Origin of the sequence: Embleya australiensis, assembly GCF_051903075.1 — a bacterium.
Lineage (GTDB): Bacteria > Actinomycetota > Actinomycetes > Streptomycetales > Streptomycetaceae > Embleya.
Genome location: NZ_CP182423.1, coordinates 2,169,162 through 2,189,133, shown reverse-complemented (window position 1 = coordinate 2,189,133; position 19,972 = coordinate 2,169,162). Strand labels below are relative to the sequence as shown.

General features: G+C 70.1%; 14 protein-coding genes. 4 read left to right on the top strand and 10 right to left on the bottom strand.

Going from position 1 to position 19,972, the window contains the following annotated elements; genetic code table 11:
• Positions 1–225: 225 nt before the first annotated feature.
• Positions 226–2,352: a hypothetical protein gene (locus ACMXN5_RS39785; RefSeq protein ID WP_439679764.1), complete on the top strand. Its 2,127-nt coding sequence runs from the start codon at positions 226–228 to the stop codon at positions 2,350–2,352.
• Between the two features lie 134 nt (positions 2,353–2,486).
• Here ACMXN5_RS39785 and ACMXN5_RS39780 read toward each other — a convergent pair whose 3' ends face one another.
• Both ACMXN5_RS39780 and ACMXN5_RS39775 read right to left on the bottom strand, forming a co-directional pair.
• Entirely contained in the window at positions 2,487–3,842 is a 1,356-nt protein-coding gene (locus ACMXN5_RS39780; protein WP_439679763.1) for a hypothetical protein, read from the bottom strand.
• Positions 3,842–4,669, bottom strand: coding sequence for a ParA family protein (locus tag ACMXN5_RS39775; protein WP_078980120.1), 828 nt, complete (start codon positions 4,667–4,669; stop codon positions 3,842–3,844). Before ACMXN5_RS39775 ends, ACMXN5_RS39780 begins: the two co-directional genes overlap by 1 nt.
• 4,948 nt (positions 4,670–9,617) lie before the next feature.
• Here ACMXN5_RS39775 and ACMXN5_RS39770 point away from each other — a divergent pair.
• Both ACMXN5_RS39770 and ACMXN5_RS39765 read left to right on the top strand, forming a co-directional pair.
• Positions 9,618–10,082, top strand: coding sequence for an SRPBCC family protein (locus tag ACMXN5_RS39770; RefSeq protein ID WP_439679762.1), 465 nt, complete (start codon positions 9,618–9,620; stop codon positions 10,080–10,082).
• A gap of 930 nt (positions 10,083–11,012) precedes the next feature.
• Positions 11,013–11,540 carry a nuclear transport factor 2 family protein gene (locus ACMXN5_RS39765; RefSeq protein WP_439679761.1) on the top strand — a complete coding sequence of 176 codons (528 nt, stop codon included), beginning with the start codon at positions 11,013–11,015 and terminating at the stop codon, positions 11,538–11,540.
• A 324-nt stretch (positions 11,541–11,864) separates the two neighbouring features.
• On the opposite strand, the gene rox is transcribed toward ACMXN5_RS39765, so the two are convergent.
• The 5 genes from rox to ACMXN5_RS39740 all read right to left on the bottom strand — a co-directional run bounded on the left by rox (position 11,865) and on the right by ACMXN5_RS39740 (position 16,055).
• Positions 11,865–13,298, bottom strand: coding sequence for a rifampin monooxygenase (gene rox / locus ACMXN5_RS39760; protein ID WP_439679760.1), 1,434 nt, complete (start codon positions 13,296–13,298; stop codon positions 11,865–11,867).
• A gap of 242 nt (positions 13,299–13,540) precedes the next feature.
• A complete protein-coding gene (locus ACMXN5_RS39755) occupies positions 13,541–14,365 on the bottom strand; it encodes a RidA family protein (protein ID WP_439681375.1) in 825 nt (274 codons plus the stop codon).
• 60 nt (positions 14,366–14,425) lie between these two features.
• Positions 14,426–14,953 carry a hypothetical protein gene (locus ACMXN5_RS39750; protein WP_439679759.1) on the bottom strand — a complete coding sequence of 176 codons (528 nt, stop codon included), beginning with the start codon at positions 14,951–14,953 and terminating at the stop codon, positions 14,426–14,428.
• On the bottom strand, positions 14,950–15,483 hold the full coding sequence (locus ACMXN5_RS39745) for an RNA polymerase sigma factor (protein WP_439679758.1): 534 nt from the start codon (positions 15,481–15,483) through the stop codon (positions 14,950–14,952). The genes ACMXN5_RS39750 and ACMXN5_RS39745 overlap by 4 nt, the downstream gene beginning before the upstream one ends.
• 8 nt (positions 15,484–15,491) lie before the next feature.
• Positions 15,492–16,055: a DUF3995 domain-containing protein gene (locus tag ACMXN5_RS39740; protein ID WP_439679757.1), complete on the bottom strand. Its 564-nt coding sequence runs from the start codon at positions 16,053–16,055 to the stop codon at positions 15,492–15,494.
• A 172-nt stretch (positions 16,056–16,227) separates the two neighbouring features.
• Here ACMXN5_RS39740 and ACMXN5_RS39735 point away from each other — a divergent pair, with 172 nt between their 5' ends.
• Complete coding sequence (locus tag ACMXN5_RS39735; RefSeq protein ID WP_439679756.1) at positions 16,228–16,689, top strand: nuclear transport factor 2 family protein; 462 nt, start codon at positions 16,228–16,230, stop codon at positions 16,687–16,689.
• A gap of 753 nt (positions 16,690–17,442) precedes the next feature.
• Here the strand turns inward: ACMXN5_RS39735 and ACMXN5_RS39730 are convergent.
• The 3 genes from ACMXN5_RS39730 to ACMXN5_RS39720 all read right to left on the bottom strand — a co-directional run bounded on the left by ACMXN5_RS39730 (position 17,443) and on the right by ACMXN5_RS39720 (position 19,914).
• Positions 17,443–17,928 carry a DUF3291 domain-containing protein gene (locus ACMXN5_RS39730; protein WP_439679755.1) on the bottom strand — a complete coding sequence of 162 codons (486 nt, stop codon included), beginning with the start codon at positions 17,926–17,928 and terminating at the stop codon, positions 17,443–17,445.
• A 95-nt stretch (positions 17,929–18,023) separates the two neighbouring features.
• Positions 18,024–18,722 (bottom strand): helix-turn-helix transcriptional regulator, encoded by a 699-nt coding sequence (locus ACMXN5_RS39725; protein WP_439679754.1) that lies wholly within the window; start codon positions 18,720–18,722, stop codon positions 18,024–18,026.
• 298 nt (positions 18,723–19,020) lie between these two features.
• A complete protein-coding gene (locus ACMXN5_RS39720; RefSeq protein WP_439679753.1) occupies positions 19,021–19,914 on the bottom strand; it encodes a LysR family transcriptional regulator in 894 nt (297 codons plus the stop codon).
• Positions 19,915–19,972: the final 58 nt, after the last annotated feature.

The window sequence follows — 19,972 nt, the reverse complement described above, 5'->3', positions numbered from 1 at the left end:
GGAGAAAGGAGGCCTGCCGGCCGCTTACACAACCGAACAGTGAGACCCAGCCGTTCCGGTACTTCCACGCGCCGAACGGTCGGGTCGCCCATACCTCTTTCTCTTCACCAGCTTCAGGAGCAGATCATACCTGCGATCCCCGAGGCAGGCCCAGTGCTGTCTTCAGCCAGGTCCTTGCCCTCTTCAAGTGTGCCCGAATCCTCTGGATTCACGATGCAGGCTCGGGTGCGTGCCGCCTTGCGTGCGGCCCGAGTTCGGGTCAGCGGCGCCCGCGGCATCGACCCGACCATGCCGGACTCGGTCCGCCGCGCCTCGGTCAAGGTCCCGCTGCGTGTGGTGACCGGCGAGGCGTACAGCGACCTGGCCTTCGTCTTCGCCGCCAAGGTCGGCCACCTGGCAGCCGGCCCGAACCAGCCCGGCTGCATCGCCGACCTGACCACGATCGCCCGCTACCTGGGCCTGACCGTTCGCTCCGTCACCCAGCCCGACGGCCGCGTCGCGCTCAAGGCCCCGTCGTCCCTGTACGCCGCGCAGAAGCAGCTCACCGCCGGCGAGGAACTGACCGTGGTCCGCCGCACCAAGCCCTCCGGCACCGGGACCTCGGCCGTACGCCGCCTGCGCGCCCCCGAGAAGGGCGAGCCGTGGGTGATGGTGCCCGTCGCGCTCCTGGGCGCCGTGCCGCACCGGCATGCCCGGGCGTACGCCGTCATCAGCTACGCCCGCGCCCGCGGCCACCACCTGACCTACGCCGAACTCGCCGACGTGCTGCGCCACCAGTCGGGCCGCCGGATCGGCGAGCCGGTGAGCGTACGCGCCGCCCGCGGCGTGGTGTCCGACCTGGAGCGATGGGGCTGGGTCGAGGTGGGCCGCCGGGAGGGGTGGCAGGGGCGGAACATGATGGTCCCGCTCCGGCCGTTCGAACCCGGGAGCGACGACGAGTCGATTGCCGAGGACGCCGAGGACGCCGAGACCGCTGAAACCGCCGAGGCCGGTGTCGCGACCGAGGCGAACGAGGGGATGCACAGAACCGACTCGGCGGGAGCGGCGGGGGAGACCTCGGCGGACTCGCGGTCCGACCGTCCGGTCGCCCTCGGGGCCGCCTTTCACGTGGGCGCCGGAACGGCGGCCTTCCCGACCCTCGCATCGACCGTCAACAAGGTTGTCGAAACACCTGGCGGGACACCGTCCGAGGCCGCCTCGCGAACCGTCGTCCGGACCTCGTCCGAGCCGCCGGAGAACGGCATTTCGGCAGCTCAAAACCCAGGTGCGGAGGGTCAATGGACGTCGGGTCCGCAGGGGGTTCGGACCTCCGTCACGTATAAGGAAGACACTCCGATTGACCTACAGATGAACGCGGCTTCCCGAGGGGGTTCCGCCCGCAGGGCGCTCTCGTTGGTAGACGTGCCCGGTCCCGCGAACAGCGCCCGACCCGGCTCCGCAACGCTCCCGGCGAACGAGGCGCCTGCGGCGGAACCCCGTCGATCGCGACACGTGACGGTCTCGAACGACCGGACCACCATCTCCCCGACCGCGGCGAAGGCATTCGCCCGAATCGGGCCGCTGGTGGACCGGATGAGCACCGGCCAGCGGGTCGTGGCGGCGGCTCTGGTGGACCGCGCCGTGGCCGAAGTCGGCGACGCGGACCGGGTCTTCGCCCGGCTGGCGGACCGCTGGCGGACGCAGGAAGGGCCCGTACGCAGCCCCATGGGCTGGCTGGGCGCCCGCGGGCTGGCCCGGCGTGGGTGCGCCGACCCGAACTGCGAGGACGGCCGCCTGTGGCTGCCCACGGCCGGTCCCGGGGCGGGCGTGGCGGGCGACCCGTTCGCCTGCCGCAACTGCGCCCGGCAGGACCAGGATCGGCGGGCCGCGGCGGACGAGCGGTTCGGCGCGGACCGGCGGGCGGCGAGCCGGGCCCGGACGGGGCGGGAGCCGAGCACGGCGATGGCGGCGGCGGTCGGCACAGCGGCCCACCGGGTGGCCGTGCCGGCGCCGATCGGGACCTGCGACGACTGCGACCGGGCGGTCCGGGGCCTGCGGGCCGACGGGGTGTGCGCCGACTGCCGCGAGGAGCGGGAGGCCGCCGCCGAGGCCGCCGAACGGGCCTCCGGAGCGCTCCAAGGGGCGTTCGAGCGCCCGTGGAGCCGCCGGCGGGTTGATCGATGGCCGGCGGGCCAGGAGGCCGCAGGAAGGCCACTCAGCGACTTGGCGGCTGGTGGGCCTACCTGGAATCCCGACGAACAGAACGAATCGGACGGGGTGTTCGGGGGCGGCGCGGCAGCAGGGTGCCGGCGGCAACGCGTGGGCACCGCGCCGGCCACGCGGACTCCGGTACGGGTACGAGTACGGCCGTAACCGGAAGCGAAGCCCGGCCGTCAGCGCAAGCGGGCTCGGCCTACCGCGTCCCTCGACTCCGCCCCGGCCTCGCACGCAAAAACGCCGTCGGCGGGCGCGGGGACCGGAAGTCCTCCACGCCCGCCGACGGCGGATTACTGCTGGGGCGAGAAGATCTCGGGGCGGCCGAGAGCGCCCTCGGCGTCGAGGCGTTCGAGGAACAGTTCGACGGCGGCCGAGAACAGGTACACGACCAGGCCGCGCTTCTCCGTCGCCGTGAGCTCGGTGTCGAGATCGCGGGCGAGTTCGTACACGGCCGGGCTGACCCGGTAGCTGGAGGACTGGCTGGGGTCGGTGATACCGCCCCTGGCACGAAGGAACGAGCGGATCATCTCGATCTGCTCGTCGTTGTCCTCGGGAAGCTCCAGCAACGCGGCGTTGAGGTAGTGCCCCAGCGCCAGACGTCGATTCTGCGACGAACGTTTGTCGGCGGTGAGCCGCTTGCCCAGACGCGCCTTCACGTCGGGCAGGAGCCGGAATCCCCAGGTCTCCCAACCCTTGGAGTTTATCCGCGCGTCGAGAAAGCTCTCCAGGAGCGCGGCATGCGCCGACTGCTCGTCGGCGGAGCCGGCGGCGACCGGAGCCGGCGCGGCAGGCGCGGGAGCGCTGCGCCGCGAAGCACGCGGAGCCGGGGCGGCCTTCGCGGGCGCCGGCGCGGATGCCTTCGCCGGCTGGGCGGATGAGGTGGCCCGAGCCGGAGCGGCCGTTCGGGGCGCGGGCTCGGCGGCCCGATCCGGTGTCCGCTCCGCCTGCGCGGCCGGAGCCGGGGTCGAGGCCGGCTCCGGCCGCGGCGTCGGGGCCTGCGCCCGGGCCGACTCCTCGCGGGCCACTTCGAGCCGTGCCAACTGCACGAGCGGGTGTTCCTCGTCGGGTTCGACTTTCCGCCGGGGCCGGGGAGTCGACGCTTCGGCAGGTACGGACGAGACCGAAACCGAGGCCGCGGCCGTGGGCGCCGCCGCGCGCGCGAATTCCGGTTCCGGAGTCGACGCCTGCACCGATTCCGAAGCCGCCACCGGCTTCGGGTCCGACACGTGCTCCACCGCCGAAGCCGGCTCCGCACTCGCCGGGGCAGCCCCGACGACAGGCGCGGCCGCGGCCTGTACCGGCTCGGGCTCGGGCGCCGTCGCGGGCTCGGGCGCCACGTCGGCCGCCCCCGAAGTCGGGGCAGGGGCCGCCGTCTCCTCGGGTGCCGGCTCCGGTTCGGGCTCGGCCGCCGGTGCCGGTACAGCGGCCGCGGCGGTCTTGAACGGCGGCCCCGAGGACGTGGTCCCGGAACCGCCGCCACTGCCGCCGCCCATTTGGGCCAGCAGCGCCGCCGTCGAGTCGGTGCCCGAGTTCAGGAAGCTGCCGTTCATGGCGTCCTGCAGCGCCGCCGCCAGGACGGACGACTGAACGGCGGGTGCCTTCCTCGCTTTTGCCTTGGACTTGGGCACGGGCTTCTCGTCGGTCATCAGGCGGCCTGCTTCACACGGTCGAACAGTTCGATGGCCAGCTCGGTGTAGGCAACGCTCGCGGCGATGTTCGGTTGCTCTATGCAGACGGGGCGCCCGATCTCGTACGCCTGCGAGATCCGGCTGTCCCGGCGGATCTGCGTCTGGAAGGGGTCGAGGCCGTAGTCGGCCAGCCGCTGCTCGACCTGGTCGTCCTCGCTGGTGCGCCGGGACGGGGCGTTGGCCTTGTTGATCACGGTGCCGAGGAAGCGCGGCTCGCACTCGCCGAGAGTGCGCTCGGAGGTGGCGGCGGTCAGCCCCTTGATCACGGCGGCGCCCTGGACGGTCGCGTACAGCGGCTCGCACACCGCGACCACGAAGTCGGCGGCGGCGAGCGCGACGGCGGACAGGGCGCTCACGCTGGGCGGCGTGTCGATCAGGATGATCGTCGGAGTCCGGCGAATCGGCTCCAGGATGCGGCGGAGGATCCCGGTGGTGGAGAAGTCCATCCCGGCGATCTTGCGCTCGGCGTCGACCATCGTGCTCTGCACCGAGCCGAAGAGGCTGAGGCTGCCGGTGGTCTCGAACGACTTGAGCAGTTCGCTGCGGTCGAAGATCATCTCCGGCACGTCGGGCGTCATGCCGTTGAGCTGGGCGTAGAGCGCGAAACCGACCGAGCGCTGAGGCTGTGGCACCACACCGAGGGCGACCCCGGCCTGCGCCTGCGGCTCGAGGTCGACCACCAGGGCGTGAAAGCCGTTGATGGCCAGAGCACTCGCGAGGTTCACCGTCGTCGTCGTCTTCCCGGGACCCCCCTTCTGGCTGGCCACCGCCACAACTGCACCCATCGCGCGTCCTCTCGGAGTAGAGCGGCCGAACGCCTGCGTGAGCCGGGGTCCCGCCCGGTGGCCTGTCAGAGCCGTCCACTGAACCTGACAGGGAAGACGACGTACCTCCGGGATAGCTGCTCGATACTTCCGCCGGAAGCCCGAAAGCGCAACGAACCAGGATCTAGCGGGCAGAACCTCCAAGGTGTCCTTGAGGGGTCCGACCTAAGTTTTGTCTGTCAGGTTAGCAGCGGAATCCCAAAATTCACTGTGACACTCGGAAAACCCACCCGTATGTCCCGGTTAACCCGTTTGGTCGGCCCGATCTACGCCCCCAACAGACTCTTTTGGCGCACCCATTCCCCCTGGCCTCTCGTTCTCCGAACCACCTGTACGACATATCGAGACACCCCAACTCCACCCCGGCCCCCGGGGTCTCACCGCCCCGACCCCCAGCACCACAAGCCCCGACCCCCGAACCCCGCCCCCACCGCCTGGGCCGGCCCACCCCACCAAGCCAACGAAGCCCCCAGGCAATAGAGCCCCAGGCCACGAACACCCGCCCCGCCCCGCCCCGCCCCGCCCCGCCCCGCCCCGCCTCACCGCCCCGCCTCACCGCCCCGCCTCACCGCCCCGCCCCGCCTCACCGCCCTGGGCGCCGCCCTGGCGAGCCTTGCCGTGCCCGCCTTGGTGAGGCCCACAGCGTCCGTCCCGCCGAGCCGCGTTCGCCGAGCCGCGTTCGCCGAGCTGCGTCCAACCCGCCGCTCCGCACCTGCGTGTCCCCGACCTGTGTGTTTTTGGCCTGTGCGTCCCTGACCTGTGTGTCCTTGGGCTGCGTTCCCCACCTCTTGCGCCCGGCCCGGCCTGCCCGGCCCGACCCGGGCCCCCGACCCATGGATCGCCTGCCCGCCCGCCCGAGCGGCCTTTGCCCGCTTGCCGCTTGCCATGACACAGGCCAACCTCGTCGCCCGCTCGCCCTGACGGGGTCACTCCCGTTGCGCGCTTGTGTCAGCACCAACTCCCGCCTGTCAGCCGCCTCTTGACCGCCTCGCATCGGGCGTACTGATGGGGTATCGCTGTCCCAGGTGGGGCGACGCATCACACCGCTGCCTGCCGTTCGCCGAATGCCACCCGCTACGTCGAGGACCCGCTGACCCTCCCGTGCCGTCCCGTGCCGTCCCGTGCCGTCCCGTGCCGTGCCGTGCCGGGCTGACGGTGCCGTCCCGTGCCGCGCCGCGCCGCGCCGTCCCGTGCCGTGCCGTGCCGGGCTGACGGTGCCGTCCCGTGCCGCGCCGCGCCGCGCCGGGCTGACCGCGCCGTCCCGTGCCGCGCCGTCCCGTGCCGCGCCGCGCCGCGCCGGGCTGACCGTGCCAGGCCACGCCGTGCCGGCAGCATTCGGCCGACCGCATCCGCTCGTCGGGTCCATCCCGGCCCGGCTGAGTAGACGGACTCGCATGCCGTACCGCCGGGTCGTCCGCGCCGGCACCGGCCCAGCTGTCCCGACGTGGCCCGACCCGGTCGTCCGGCACACCCGTCTCAACACGGCCTGATCCGGAGCTTTGGCCAGTCCGTCCTGACGCAACCTTGCTCGGCCGGCCCGTCCCGGTCCGCCTGCTCTATGTCAAGCGGCCTGTCGGGGAGTACCGGTGGCCAGGTGGCCTCGGCCGTTCAGGTCATCGGTCTCCGGTCCGCCCGCTCTGTGGCGGGGCGGTGTGTGCGCCGGGCGGTACGGGTGGGTGCGCATCCGGCGATTGGGGAGCGGGAACTCGGGCGGCCATTCGCGTGCCGCGCAGCGTGTTCTGCCCAGCCGGCGGTGTCCCGTGCGGGGGCCGGCGGGGTGGGGGAGGGGAGGAGCGGCGTGTAAAGCGACGTTCGGACCGCACGTCGTATGTGCCGTCGTGCCGCCGGATGTTCGCCGGATCGCACTGTCGGCCCTGAGGGTCGCTGTACGTGCGCTCGCTTGATCGTGTGTGCCTACCGCCCGCGCATCCCGGCACAGAGCCGCTGAGAGACTGTCTCGGCCGCGGATCCATCCGCCGTTGCGTCGTCTGTTGCGCCCGCATGCGGAGTCGTTGTCGGATCCGCACGCCCGCGTGTTCGTCCACGGAGCCTTCGTGCGTGCCGTGGTCTGAGCGTTCCGCAGCTTTGCCCGCCCGGTGAACCGTAGCCGGATCGTGTGTGGGAGTGTCGGAGCGCACTGTAGGCAGACCGGCCCGAAGGCAGGCCCGCCCGCAGATTCGGCCGCCCACCGCGCGGTTCGTGGGCAGACTGATCGGCCCACCCGCCGACACAGCCGATCGGCCACCCACCCGCCGCTGCACCGAAACACCCATTGCTCCGGCCGTCGATCCGTCGCTGCGAACGCAGAACGGTCCGCCCGCAGGACCATCGCTCCGTCCGACCGTCGAGCCATCGCTCCGTCCGACCGAACGCCTGCCCATCGCTCCGCACACAGGAACACCCAGGGTTGCGCACGCCGACCGGCCCGCCGTTCGTTCGCTCCGACCGCCTGTCCGCCTGCCCGCCCACCCGTCCATACGCCCATCCATCCAAACGCACGTACAACCGGCCGCCCGTACGCCCATAGTTCAATCCGGCCGCAGAAACGTCCATCCATAGTTCCGGCCACAGATCCACCCGCAGAGCCAGCCGGCCACCCATCGATCGGTCCAGAGCAACGCCCGCCTGCACGCCCGTCGATAGATCTGCCCACCCACTCACACACCGTTCCGTCCACTCGCAGACAGATCCGTGCACCCAGCGATAGATCCGTCCACACGCCCGTTGTTCGCTCTACACAGTCATCGTTTCGTGCGCCCATCCAGTGATCCGTCCACCCATCTCAACACCCGCCCAGTCGTCCGTACACAGCAACACCCACACCAACGCCCATTGCCACATCCATCCATTGATCCATCCGTACAGCCACACGCCCGTAGATACACCTGCACAATCACCGATCCATACGACCAAACACAGATCCGTAGAGCCGTTCGCAGACAGAGCTATCCACCCGTCGATCCGACCGTTGATCCGTCCATACAGAGATACGCCCACCCATACGTCCGCACACCCGCCGTAACAGACAGCCACACACCCGCCCGCACAGCCGCCGTTTTAGTGTTGCAAGTCCCCGAACTTATCTCGTTGCAGTAGAACGCACATGTTGCGTTGCACCCTCCAGAACCTGTTGCCATGTAGTTGGAGCAACAGCGCCCCGCGTACCTCAAGGGACACTTGCCCGTGCGAGCTGATGTGCAACAGGCGCTACATGATGCTGAACATGTTCCGTTGTATGAGTTGTGAACTTGTGAAATATGCAGGTCAAGGGCATGTACTTGGTACAAGAAAAAGGTTCGCTGCACTCGAAACACTAGCCGGAAAGTTGACTTCCGGCTTGCGAAGTCCGTGGCCTTCGTTCGCCTTGGCGGCGACTGCAGTGCCGATCCAGCGCAGGTTGGATCGTGTTGTCGACGGTGATGATCTTGGGGTCAGGCTAGATGGCTATCTCGGCTACCACGGTCCGTTGGCGGGAACGTTACCTGACGCTCGCAGCCGGGCCGACTGTACGGAGTATGCCTTGATGGAGCGCCATGATTTCTTGCCCAGTTCATGCGGTACGGGTGGGGCATGACGACGGCACGGACGAAGACACGGTGCTTGAGTGAAGCCGCAGGAGGGCGATTGTGGTTCCCCAGGCTTGGTTCCTGGGGCCTGGGTGAGGCGATCTTCGGCCTAACGCGCGCCGGCATCATGTGGAGTGGCGCTGAGTTTTGGATCCCGTGAGGCGGCAGGGGCTCAGGCAGGTGGCTTCGGCGGGCGTCGTGGGTGGGTGCGGTGAAGAACGTTTACGTGCGACGTACGCGACGAGTTGCGCTTTGGTGGCCACACCTCTGGGCGGTGGTGTTCCGAGAGTGGTCCTTTCGGGGGGTTCGGGATCGCTCTGGCGGTAGGTGAGCTTGGTGCCGCCGGCCTTGGGTTGCTGTGCCATCCGGGCTGTTGTGACGATGCCGGGCGGTTCCATTCGCGTTCTGGCCGCCCCTACTGGAACCTGTTCGCTGAGCGTTCTTTGATCGGTTCAAATGAGCGGCTGCTGGGGCTGAACCAGCTGGTGTGGCTTTTGAGAAGCCCATCGGGATCAGGGGTTCGGTCGGGGAACGTGTCTGCGGTGCGGATGTCCGACTTGGCGAGTCGTTGGGCGCGTTGATGCGTTCTTCCCCGTGCGGCGGCCCGGTCGGTTACGTCTCTGTACCGGCCTGCCGGGGTGAGGACTTCTGCCGGCCAGGGATGACCGGAGCCTTTTCGTGGCGGCGTTGGTTGCTTCGTTGGGGACTTGGTGCGGGTGGTTGTCTCGCTGGTGCATGTTGTTCGTGGCGCGGCGGGGCGTTTGCGCTGTTGCGTGCGGCATGGGCGCGTTTGCTTCCACCGGTGTTCGGATTGCTTTGCCGATCCACGCTTGCGTTTGATGGGTCGCGCGTCGTGTGTGTCCGATGCAGGTTCCCCAACATCTCGATGCTCCGAGGTCGGGCGCCGTAGCGGGGTGGTTCGTTGTTGGCTACGGGGCGCTGGGCGGGGATTTGGCGATCTTTGCTGCTGGCACCCTGTCTGACCTGCGCATTTACAGAAATTCTCTTGTCAGCCGCGAACTCTCACTGCCTGGCATGATCCGATGCCCATGATCTTGTTCGGCCCTTAGAACGTCGTCTGTGGCATCGTTGCAGGTCAGCGGCTTGTTCCGGCGGGGAAGCGGTGTGCTTGGTCAGCATGGCTATGCGTCTTGGTGTGCCGGTCGGCGGGGGTATGGGTTGGGTGGGCGTGGAGTGCTTGTTGTGTGTTTTTGCCCGGATGATTGGTGATATGAGCTTGTGAGCGGGATTAGTTCGCCGATGGGCGGCTGTCCCCTGCCGACTGGCTTTCACCGGACGGCCGGATGATTTTGAACGTGCACCTCTGATGAGGAGAACCCATCGTGAGCAGCACCCTGCCCCGACCTGATCTCGGCGCGCGTCCGTATGGGCTGACCGTCGAACGTATGATGCGGGCGGCGCCGGAGGTGGTGTATCGGGCGTGGACCGAGGGGTTCGATACCTGGTTTGCCGAGCCGGGCTTGATTCGCATGCGGGCCGTTGTCGGTGAGCCCTACGTGTTCGTGACTCGGCACGAGAGCGAACTTCACCCCCACTACGGTCGGTTCCTGGCTCTGGAGCCCTATCGGCTTGTCGAATTGACCTGGGTCACCGGCGCCGCGGGCACGGCAGGTGCCGAAACGGTCGTCACCGTCGAGTTGGCGGCCGCTGCGGAGGGGGGTGGGACGCGGCTGCGTCTGTCGCATGCCGGTTTCTACGACCAGGGCGCTGCCGAGCGGCATGACGAGGCTTGGGCTCACCATGTTCTGCCCCACCTAGATGACGTTTTGGCAGGCCGGCAAGGGTAGTTGCGCCTGGCTGTTGGCTTCCGTCTTCTGCGGGCATTGGCTCTGCGGTTGGTGATTGCGGATGTGATGCGGGGCCGGACTGCGATGCTGAGGCCGACCGATCCGGGCCGTGGGGGTGGGGCGGCTTCCAGTCTTGGGTCAGCAGTCCGGGTAGGGCCTGGTTGAGGAGATTTTGCCCAGGACCCGGGTCGAGGAGCGCGGCATCGCGGTGTTGTCCGCCGGCGTCTCGAGCTGTCGTCGGTGCAGGCCGCGCCCGCACGATGAAACCGTAGTGGCACGGCGCCGCGACCGCGTCGGTGTCGTGGCCCTTGCCGCGGGCGGCGGGGAGCGGTCCCGGTCCGATGTGCGCGGACCCGTTGTGGGTGTCGATGCCCCACGGCGTGGCCATGCCGACCAGCGTGTCGCCGTCGAGTTCCACCACGGAGAACGGCGAATGGGACGAGCCCGGGCCCGTTGTCGTTGGCCACGAGTCGCGAACCTTGCGAACCGGGCGTGATCGGCCGCCATGGCGACTCTCGGCCCGCGAGCCGCTGACCACGTCGTCGTAGAGCGCGGTTCGCAGGATTGGGATGTCGTCCTACTGGATTGGGGTTCGGGCGGGCGTGGTGGCGACCAGGCTGCTGCCGGCGATTATGCAGGTGGCGGCGAGGGGCAGGAGGGTGATCTGGGTTGCAATGTCATGGTCCAGTACGCCTGTTGGAACGTCCGGATCAGGCCCGTCGGGTGGGCCGTCACCGGGGACTGGTTCAGCCCCACGCGGTCGGTCGGACCGGCGGGATTGGCGGGGGTTGAGCCGGTCAGGTCAAGGCAGAGGGAGCCGGCGGCCTTGAGCATCCCGGGTGTCGGGTGACTCGATGGCGTCCTGTTGCGAATGGGGCGGGGTGTACCGGTGGTCAGTGGCCGGCGCTTGCGACGATCCTGCTCGACCGGATGAGGGACCTCGACCAGAAGCTTGAGAGCATTGCCGATCGGATCGAAATCGCCGCGTTGTGGGGCGAGTTCGCCGATGCCGTGATGATGCGCGACTACGACCGCCTGGCGTTGCTGTTCGCGGACGACGGTGTGTGGCGGATTCCCGAGGCTCACGTGGAGTTCAGCGGTCGGCGGGAGATCCGTGCCGGGAGCGAGCGGGTGCAGGGTGCTTGGGAGTTCTTCGTACAGACCGTGCATCCCGGCGTGATCGAGCTGGACGGCGATACGGCGTCCGGCCGTGCGCGTGTGCGGGAGCTTGGGCGTATGCGTGATGGCAGGTCCGGGTTGAACTACTCCCTCTATCGCGATCGCTACCGACGTACATCGGATGGGTGGAAGTTCGCGGAGCGGGTCTATGAGGTGCGGTATCTCGACACCACGCCCTTGGCGGGCTCGGGCTGGTCGCCGGGTTCGGGCTCGGAGAGGGATGTGGTGGCTTCGCACGAGGTGGAGGTCGAGGTCGAGGGCGAGGGGGAAACGTCTTGATTGTGGTTCACTGCCGGCGCTGATGGCGCAGGGCTGGTGGTCTCGGTACACGGGCATCCCGGGCCTGGGCGAAGGTCGTTGCCGTGTTCGGCGGGCGGTGGGGTGTGGTGTCGTAGGGCGGCAGCGAGCGTGTTGCCGGGGTGGGTGCTCGTCTGGGTTCTGTGCTCGGGCCTTTGCGTGCCGCCGTCTCCCGGGTGTTGGTGTGGGGAGTTCGGAAACGCTGCGAGATACCGGTGTCTGTCGCTCAGTGGGTCGGCCCGCCCTGGGTGCGACCCGGGGCGGGCCGAGCTGTGGGTTGCCTACGGCTGTCGGTCTGTGGGCTGCTCAGATGGTGGCCGGGCCGAACCACTTGGGCAGGTGGCGGAGTAGGTCGCGCTGGTTGTCGCCGACCCACGCCACGTGGCCGTCGGGGCGCAGCAGCGCTGCCGGTACGTCGGGGTCCTTGCCTGGGTCGACGACGTGGTCGACCCGATCCGTCCAGCCCGCTATGGACAACCGGCCGGTATGGTCGAGTAGCAGGCCGCGGCCTCGGTGCATTCGTTCGTAGAGACGGCCTTGTTCGAGTTGGACGTCCCGCAGTCGGCGGCCGAGTAGTTCGTGGCCCTCGCCGACGTCGTAGCGGATGTCGATGGCGGTGGTGATTCCGGTCAGGTAGCGGTTTGCCTCCTCGTGGTCCAACAGCCTCGAGAGCAGGTTTCGCAGTGCGGCGGCGCCCGGTTCGGTGCCGAGGAGGGTCATCTGTGCGCGGGCGTTGTCCAGGACGCTCGCGCCGACCGGGTGGCGTTCGGCGTGGTAGGTGTCCAGCAGCCCCCGCGGCGCCCGGCCGTGGACCTCGGCGGCCAGCTTCCATCCGAGGTTGAACGCGTCCTGGATGCCGAGGTTGAGCCCCTGTCCGCCGGTCGGCGGGTGGACGTGCGCCGCGTCGCCGGCGAGCAGTACCCGGCCGACCCGGTAGTGCTCGGCCTGCCGTGTCGCGTCGCCGATCCTGGACAGGTGGCGGGGCGAGTGCACGCCGAAGTCGGTGCCCGCGACGTCGCGCAGTCGCTGCTTGAACTCCGCGAAGGTCGGCGCGCTGCGGTTTTCGGCCACCCCCTCGGCGGGCACCACGAAGCGATATACGCCTTTTTGGCCTTCCGTGTCGGGGATGGCGCCGAACCGCAACTGGGTCTTGCGGACTTCCGTGACGACGGCGGCGATCGTTGTCGGGTCGTCGGTTGCCTCCATGTCCCCCAGCAACGTTTCGATTTTGGAGGGCTCGCCGGGGAAGGCGATCCCGAGTCGCTTGCGTACCGTGCTGCGCCCGCCGTCGCATCCGACGACGTAGCGTGCGTGCAGAAACGTTCCGGCGGCTGTCTCGACGGTTACTCGGTCAGTGTCCTGGCGTACGTCGACCGCTTCGTGGCCGCGCCGGATTTCCGCGCCGAGTGCGAGGGCGTGTTCGGTGAGCAGTCGTTCGGTGACGGGTTGCGGGATGGTGAGGCCGTACGGGTGTGCCGTGTCGAGCCGTTCCGGCCACTTCTTTCGGATGCCGCCGAAGAAGGCGCCGATCGAGAACTTGTCACCGGCCGCGAGGAATCGGTCCAGCAGGCCACGCTGGTCCATGATTTCGACGCTCCGGGCGTGCAGTCCGCGTCCTCGGGAGTGGTCGGACGGCTGGGCCGACTGCTCCAGGACGACCGTGTACACATCGTGCAGCCGCAGTTCGGCGGCCAGCATCAGACCGGTGGGTCCGCCGCCGACCACGATCACGTCAATCATCACAACGCCCATTCCACGAGATTGGATTCCGGCCGGGTGGGTCATTCTGCGGCGTGGCCGGGGCCTTGCCGCAAGGCCCCGGGGGCGCTATATGTTGAAGAGGGCAGGGAGAGGGATGGGATCTCTCCTCGCCCTTTTTTGTGCCTGGACCGAACGCGCCGTGGCCCGACATGGCACGGTGTCGGGCCACGGCGCGTGTGGTGATGAGTGAGTCCAATTGGACTCGGGTCGGTTCGTCGGGGTTACGGGCGGACCGCTACCGCGTCCACCTCGAAGAGCATGTCGGGGAGGGCGAGGGCGGCCACTCCGAGGAGGGATTGGGCCGGCGGCTTGTCGCCCCAGATGCGGGTGATGACCGCGAGCAGGGCTTCGAGCTTGGCGTGGTCGTGGTCGACGATGTACGTGCCGAGTCGGACCACGTCGCGGAAGCCCAGGCCGGCCGCGGCCAGGGCGGTGCCCAGGTTGGCGAAGGACAGTTCGACCTGCGCCGCGAAGTCCGATGAGTCGACCGCGCCGGTGGGGCCGGAGCCGTACTGGCCGGCAATGAAGACCAGGCCGGGGGCCGGGACGTCGACCACGTGGCTGTAGCCGTAGGACACCGGGTTGTGCAGGTCGGACGGGTTGGTGATGGTGAACGCGGTGTTGCTCATTGTCGAGGGCTCCTTGGTGCGGTGATGGCTTCGGCCGCGATCGCGGTTGTGGTTGCGGCTGCGGTCTTGGTGCGGGTGCGGGCACGGTTGCGGTTGCTGGTGTGCGTGTTGGTCAGTTGCCGGTTGGGGGTGGCGGAGCGTGCCTGCGGTCAGGGCGGTGAGGAGGGTGAGTGCGGCGGCGAGCCACAGGGCCGCCGTGGTGGTGATGCCGTCGGCGGCGAGTGCGCCGAGCAGGGCGCCGAGGGCGATGGACAGGTTGAACACGGCGACGAACAGGGACGTCGCCGCCTCGGCCGCCTGGGGTGCGGCGGTGAGCATCCAGGTCGGGAGGCTTACCGGCACGGCGCCGTAGGCGAGGCCCCACACGATCAGCAGCACGATGCCCGCTGCGGCGACGCCCTGGAGGCTGGCCGGCAGGGTGAGTGCGACGGTCAGGACGGTGGCGATGGTGAGCGCAGCCCGGTTTCGCCGGGTCGGTCAGCCTTCCTCCACCGCCTGACCCAACCGGGCCATGCCCCGGCGCAGTTCGCGCGTCGCGCCCACCGGCACGATGGCGGCGCGGCCGGGGACGCGTACGCCGCCGGTGAGGGCCACCCGGGTTCTCCCGTGCTCGGGGACGGCCGCCATGCCGATGATCACGAACCTGCTCTGCAGCCAGCACCACCCCGGGCGCAGCACGCCGTCGAAGCGGGCCCGCATCCCGTATCTGCTGCGTGCGTGCGCCTCGATGCGATCGCCGTCGCGTCGCAGTACCCGAACGTGGCGCATGTCCGGCTGGAATCGGCCGAAGCCGTGTTCCAGGTCCCCCATCACCGCCCAGACGTCGGCGAACGGCGCGTCGACGATCCCTTCGACGATGCGCGCGCCGGGGATCCCGGCGATCAGCACCCGGAGTCGGCCCACCGCGTCGATCGGCTCGGGGTCGATGTCGGTGTGGGATTCGGTGGTGGCGTCGGTGTTGGGGCCAGGGGGTTCGATGTTGTCGGGTTCGGATGGCTTGCTCATGCCGTCCACATCCTTCGAAATCCCGCCCGGGCGCGGTGCAGCCGGGACTTGACGGTGCCTTCGGGGACGCCGAGCAGATCGGCGGCGGTCTGTTCGTCCAGGCCCTCGACGTCGCGCAGGACCAGTACCGCGCGGTGTTCGGGGGAGAGTCGGGCCAGTACGTCGTCGATGTCGGCGGCGAGTTGCGGGTCGCCGGGGGCGGGTGGGTCGGCCCACTCGGTGGGGACGTCGCGGATCGCCCGCCGCGCGATCCGCACTGCCTCGCGTACCGCGATTGCCCGGACCCAGCCGTACAGCGCCTCGGGTTCGTCGAGCGAGCGCAGGGCGCGGAAGACCACGACGAGGGTTTCCTGGACCGCGTCCTGCCGGGCGTCGAGGGCGATCGGGCCGCAGATGGTGGTGACGTAGGGGATCAGGTGGTCGAGCAGATCGCTCATTGCGACCGTGTCGCCGCGGCGGGCGGCGCGGGCAAGGGCGACGCCGCGCGCACGGCGCTCGGCGGCTCGGTCCTCGGTTCCACGCTTGGGCACGGTGGTGATCATCTCCCGGCGGCCCGCGTTCGGAGCAGCCGACTCGGCCGCCGGACGATGCCGTCCAGTGCGACGCGCGCGGCGGCGTAGCCGAAGCCCACGCACACCGGGGTGTAGACGGCGAGGTTGAGCCGGTAGAAGGTGCTGCTCGGATCGGCCCCGACGCCGAGGACCCAGACCACGCCCGCTCCGGCCCGCACGGTGAGCCCGGTGGCCACGGCCGCGCTGACGAGTGCGGCGAGTCTGCCGCCGCGGCCTCGGCTGTGTGCGTATATGCCGACGGCGGCGGTGGTGAGCAGTGTGCACAGCGGGAGCAGGACGCGTGGGGTGAACGGGACGTCGGCGTTGAGCAGTCCCTGCGACAGGGCCTCGGTGCTGCCGGCCGGCCACGTCGCGCCGGTCGCCCAGAACGCGTGGACGAGCGCGTCGCCGGCCAACAGCGTGGCGACGGCGGTGCCTTTGCGCCGGCGCGCGGCGGCGGCCGAGGCGGTGGTGGTCACATCCGTGGCTGCGGCTGCGGCCACGTTGGCGGCGGTTCTCGTGCTGCCTGCGGCTTCGGTGGCGTTGTGCATGGCGCGATCCCCTTCCCGGGCCGACGAGTTGTCGGCCGATCGCCAGGAAGAGGACGCCCACTCGGGAAAGGTTCCATGTGACGGCGGACACATCCGGTTCCGTGACCCGGGCCCGGAACGCGACGACCGATTGCCGCCGGCACCGCCCCGCGCCGAACTTCACGATGGATCCGTGACCACCGAGAACACACACCCGGCACCCCGGCCCACCGACGGCGCCGACACCCTCGCCGTCCTCCGGCGGTTCTTCGCCGCGGAGGCCGCGTACGTCGCCGCCGGCGGCCGGGGCAAGGCGAGCTTCGCCGACCTCGCCGCGTGCCTCGACCCGGACGTGGTCATGTACCAGTCGCCCGGCCTCCCCTACGGCGGCCCTCGCTACGGCCCCGAGGGCATCGAGGACTTCATGGCCGCGATGGGCGAGGCCTGGCGGGACATGGAATTCCTCGAACAACGTTTCGCCATCGACGGCGAGCGGGCCGCCATCCTCAACCACGGCCTGCTCACCGCCCGGGCCACCGGCCGCGTCCTCGACACGTGGGTGATGCAGATGATCACCATCCGGGACGGCCTGATCACCGAGATCCGGCCGTTCTACTGGGACACCAAGGCGGTCGACGCGGCGCTGATCCCGTAGATTTCCCGCGCACGGGCGCGAGGGGGTCCGGTAGCCTCCCGCATGTGGGGACGACAGGTGGTGGATGGCGGCGCGGCCCGGGGCGGGATCGGGGTACCGGCGCGCATGGGTTCCGTTAGGTACGCCAGGGAGAGGACCTGGCGGTGCATCGACGGAGTTCCCATGTCCCGTACCGCACATCACCCGATTCCGCGTCGCCTCGAAGAGGCAAGCGAATCGGCTTTTTCCGAAGGACCGTGGCGATCCGTCCGGTGCTTCGACCTGCGCTACAGCGCCCGAGTCCTGGCGGAGGCGGCTCGCGAGGGGCGTCGCCCGCGTCCGCGGCGGATCGTCCGGCGGGTCGATGTGTACGCCTGGGGGCGGTACCTCGCGTCCGATGGGGAAATCGGCGCGGCGGCCGCTCTGGCCGAGGGGCGGGAGCGGATGCGACTGCGGGCGGGGGTCGTTCTCGTGCGGGCGGTGGTCAATAGCTCGGCTGCCGGTGGCCTCGACGTGACGGCGGCGGAATCGGTGGACATTCCGCCTGCGCGGCATCGGCGGGACGGGCTCCATCACGTCTGATGCGGGATCGTGCGCCCCGGGTCGCCTTGGCGTTCGCGCGGGACGAACCGCCTTGGAGTCCGCGCGAGTCGGTGTGCCGGGCAGCGGCCGGTGGCTCTGGTGATGGCGCGAGCTTCGAGGGGCACGCTCGACACGGGGGGTTGCGGCGGCGCCGAGGGCCGCCGCAACCCCCCGTGGTGGTCGCGTGCGTGGTCAGGCGACCTCCGCCGCCTGCTCGTCGGTGTCCGGTGCGGGGAAGCGGTTGCGGAAGGTGAAGGCGTACGGGGTGGGGCCGTGTTCGCGCAGGTGGTCCAGGCGCGCCTTGCCCTCGGCGACGGTCGGGATGGTCCCCGCCGGGATCCACCACACGACCTGGGTGATCTCGGCGAGGTGGTGGAACCAGTCCTGGCGCCGGCGCAGGTATTCCAGGTGACCGCTGCGGTAGACGAACTCCCAGAGCAGTTCCGGGGTTTCCCACACCGACATGGTCACGATGGAGTCGGGGTCGTAGGGGCGGATGTCGGTGGACGAGGGCACTCCCTCGTCCTCGCCCGTCAGGCGCCAGACGAAGCCGGGGGCGCCGTCGGCGAGTTCGTTGACCGGGTCGAGACCGGCGACGAAGTCGACCATGGTGGGCGTGTCCAGGGGAGCGAGCATTCGCGCGACGTTGAACTGGGCGATGTGGTGTGTCGTCGGCATGGCATCACCTCACCAGGTCGCGGAGAATATGTCAACGAGAATTGTTTTTAGAGATCGAGGGCGACGACGAAGTATGTCCCGCGCGATGTCCGCCCCTACGGGGCGCGTTCGACCACCACGCAGCAGCGGCCCGGTACCGAGTCCAGGCGGGCCCGATGGCCGGGTGCGTCGACGCCGTCGAGCAGGCCTTCGAGCAGGGCCAGGTTCATTCCGCACACCAGTGGCGGGAAGTCCTCGGCCAGTTGGTGGAACGGGCAGTTCCGCAGCAGGATCCGGGACGCCTCCGGGACCGGCTCGTAGCCGCGTGCCGTCAGGGCCGCGAGCACCCGGGCGTGCTCGTCGGCCTCCCCCGTTGCGGGCGCCCCGCCCCCGAGGGCCCGGCCGGCCACGCGCCCGGCGTCGTACGCGGCCGCGTGTACCGCCCGGTCGGCGCCTGCCCGCTCGATCGCGTCCGCCAGGATCTGGCCGGCCGTGTCGTAGGCGCGCGGGGGCAGCGTCACGCTCGTCTCGACCGGGTTGCGGCGGTACAACTTCGCCGGCCGCCCCGCGCCGGGGCCGCCCTTGCCGGTGGGCCGGGCGTACTCCGTGGTGAGCAGGTTCGCCTCGACCAGTTTGTCGAGGTGGAAGGCCGCGAGCGTGCGCTGGATGCCGACCGCGTCCGCCGCGGCCGCCCGGCCCACGGGGCCCTCGGCCGCGACGACGTGGCGATACAACGCCCGGCGAACCGGATCGACGAGCACCCCGACCGCGTCGAGCGCGTCGTCACCGGGCGGGGGAGAGGAGAGGTCGGACACAACCGGAGTGTAGGCGAGCGCATCCGAACCCGCCCCGTCCCGGGTGGTCCGGGCCCGATATTCGGGACCGTTCGAGGCCCGACCGCGCACGGCGGCCGTCCGGCACGGCCCCGGGCGGCGGCGAGTCCGACACGTCACGGGAACCGCCGAGCGACTCGGCCCGAAACGGCCGGCGGGGCCGGGACGGACACCTCGGCACGGCGAATACGGACGCGACACCCCCGCGCCCGCCCAGGCGCGTCGCCGCCCGGCACCCGCCGCGGCCCGCGGCCGAGGAGCACCACGGGCCCCGCACCAGTCAGGCCTCGGCCGCCGCCAACGTGTCCTCGGCCGCCCGGAAGAAGGCCCGGGCGAGCGGGGAGAGGGCGGCGGTGCGGTGGATCAGGGCCCAGGACAACACGGGCGAGTCGTGGATGGGGATGTACGCGATGTCGCCGCGAGGGAAGTACTTGACCGCGTGCAGCGGCACCGGCGAGATGGCCAGGCCCGCCGCGATCGTGGTCAGCGTCTCGTGCGCGGTCGAGCTGACCGGGCCGCGCGGGATCGGCTTGCCGCTGGGTGTCTGCGCAGGGTTGATCGCCTCGGCCCAGTAGGCCGGTACCGAGTCGTCGAAGCCGAACACCGGCCCCACCGCCAGGTCTTCGAGCGACACCGACTCGCGCCCCGCGAACTCGTGCCGGGCGGACACCGCGAGCACCAGCGGCTCGGTCAGCACGATCGGACCCACCGTCAGGTCGGGCTCCTCCACCGGCAGCCACACCAGTTGCAGGTCGACCTCGCCGGCCCGCAACAGCCCGAACGGGTTCCCGATGTGCGCCTCTCGGATCCGCAGCTCGCAGTCGGGGTGCCGGGTCCGGAACGCCTCCAGGATCTCCGGGATCTCGGCCAGCGTGGCATCCATCGTGCCCAGGCGCAGCGTCCCGGTCAGGCCGCGTGCCGAGGCGGCGGCGCGTTCGATCCCGTCCTGGATGCGCTGATAGCCCGCCGACAGGTCCTCGCGCAGCTGGTCCCCGATCGGGGTCAGTGCCACACGTCTGCTGGTCCGCTCGAACAGCGGTGCGCCGATCCGGCGTTCCTGCTGCTTGATCGCCTGGCTGACCCGCGCCGAGGAGATCAGCAGACGATCCGCGGTGCGGCCGAAGTGCAACTCCTCGGCCAGTACGAGGAAGATCTCGATGTCCCGCAGCTCCATATGCCCCCGCCGTTCGTTGCCATATCGCCGTGCCGTATCGCCGTGCCGCGCTCGCGGC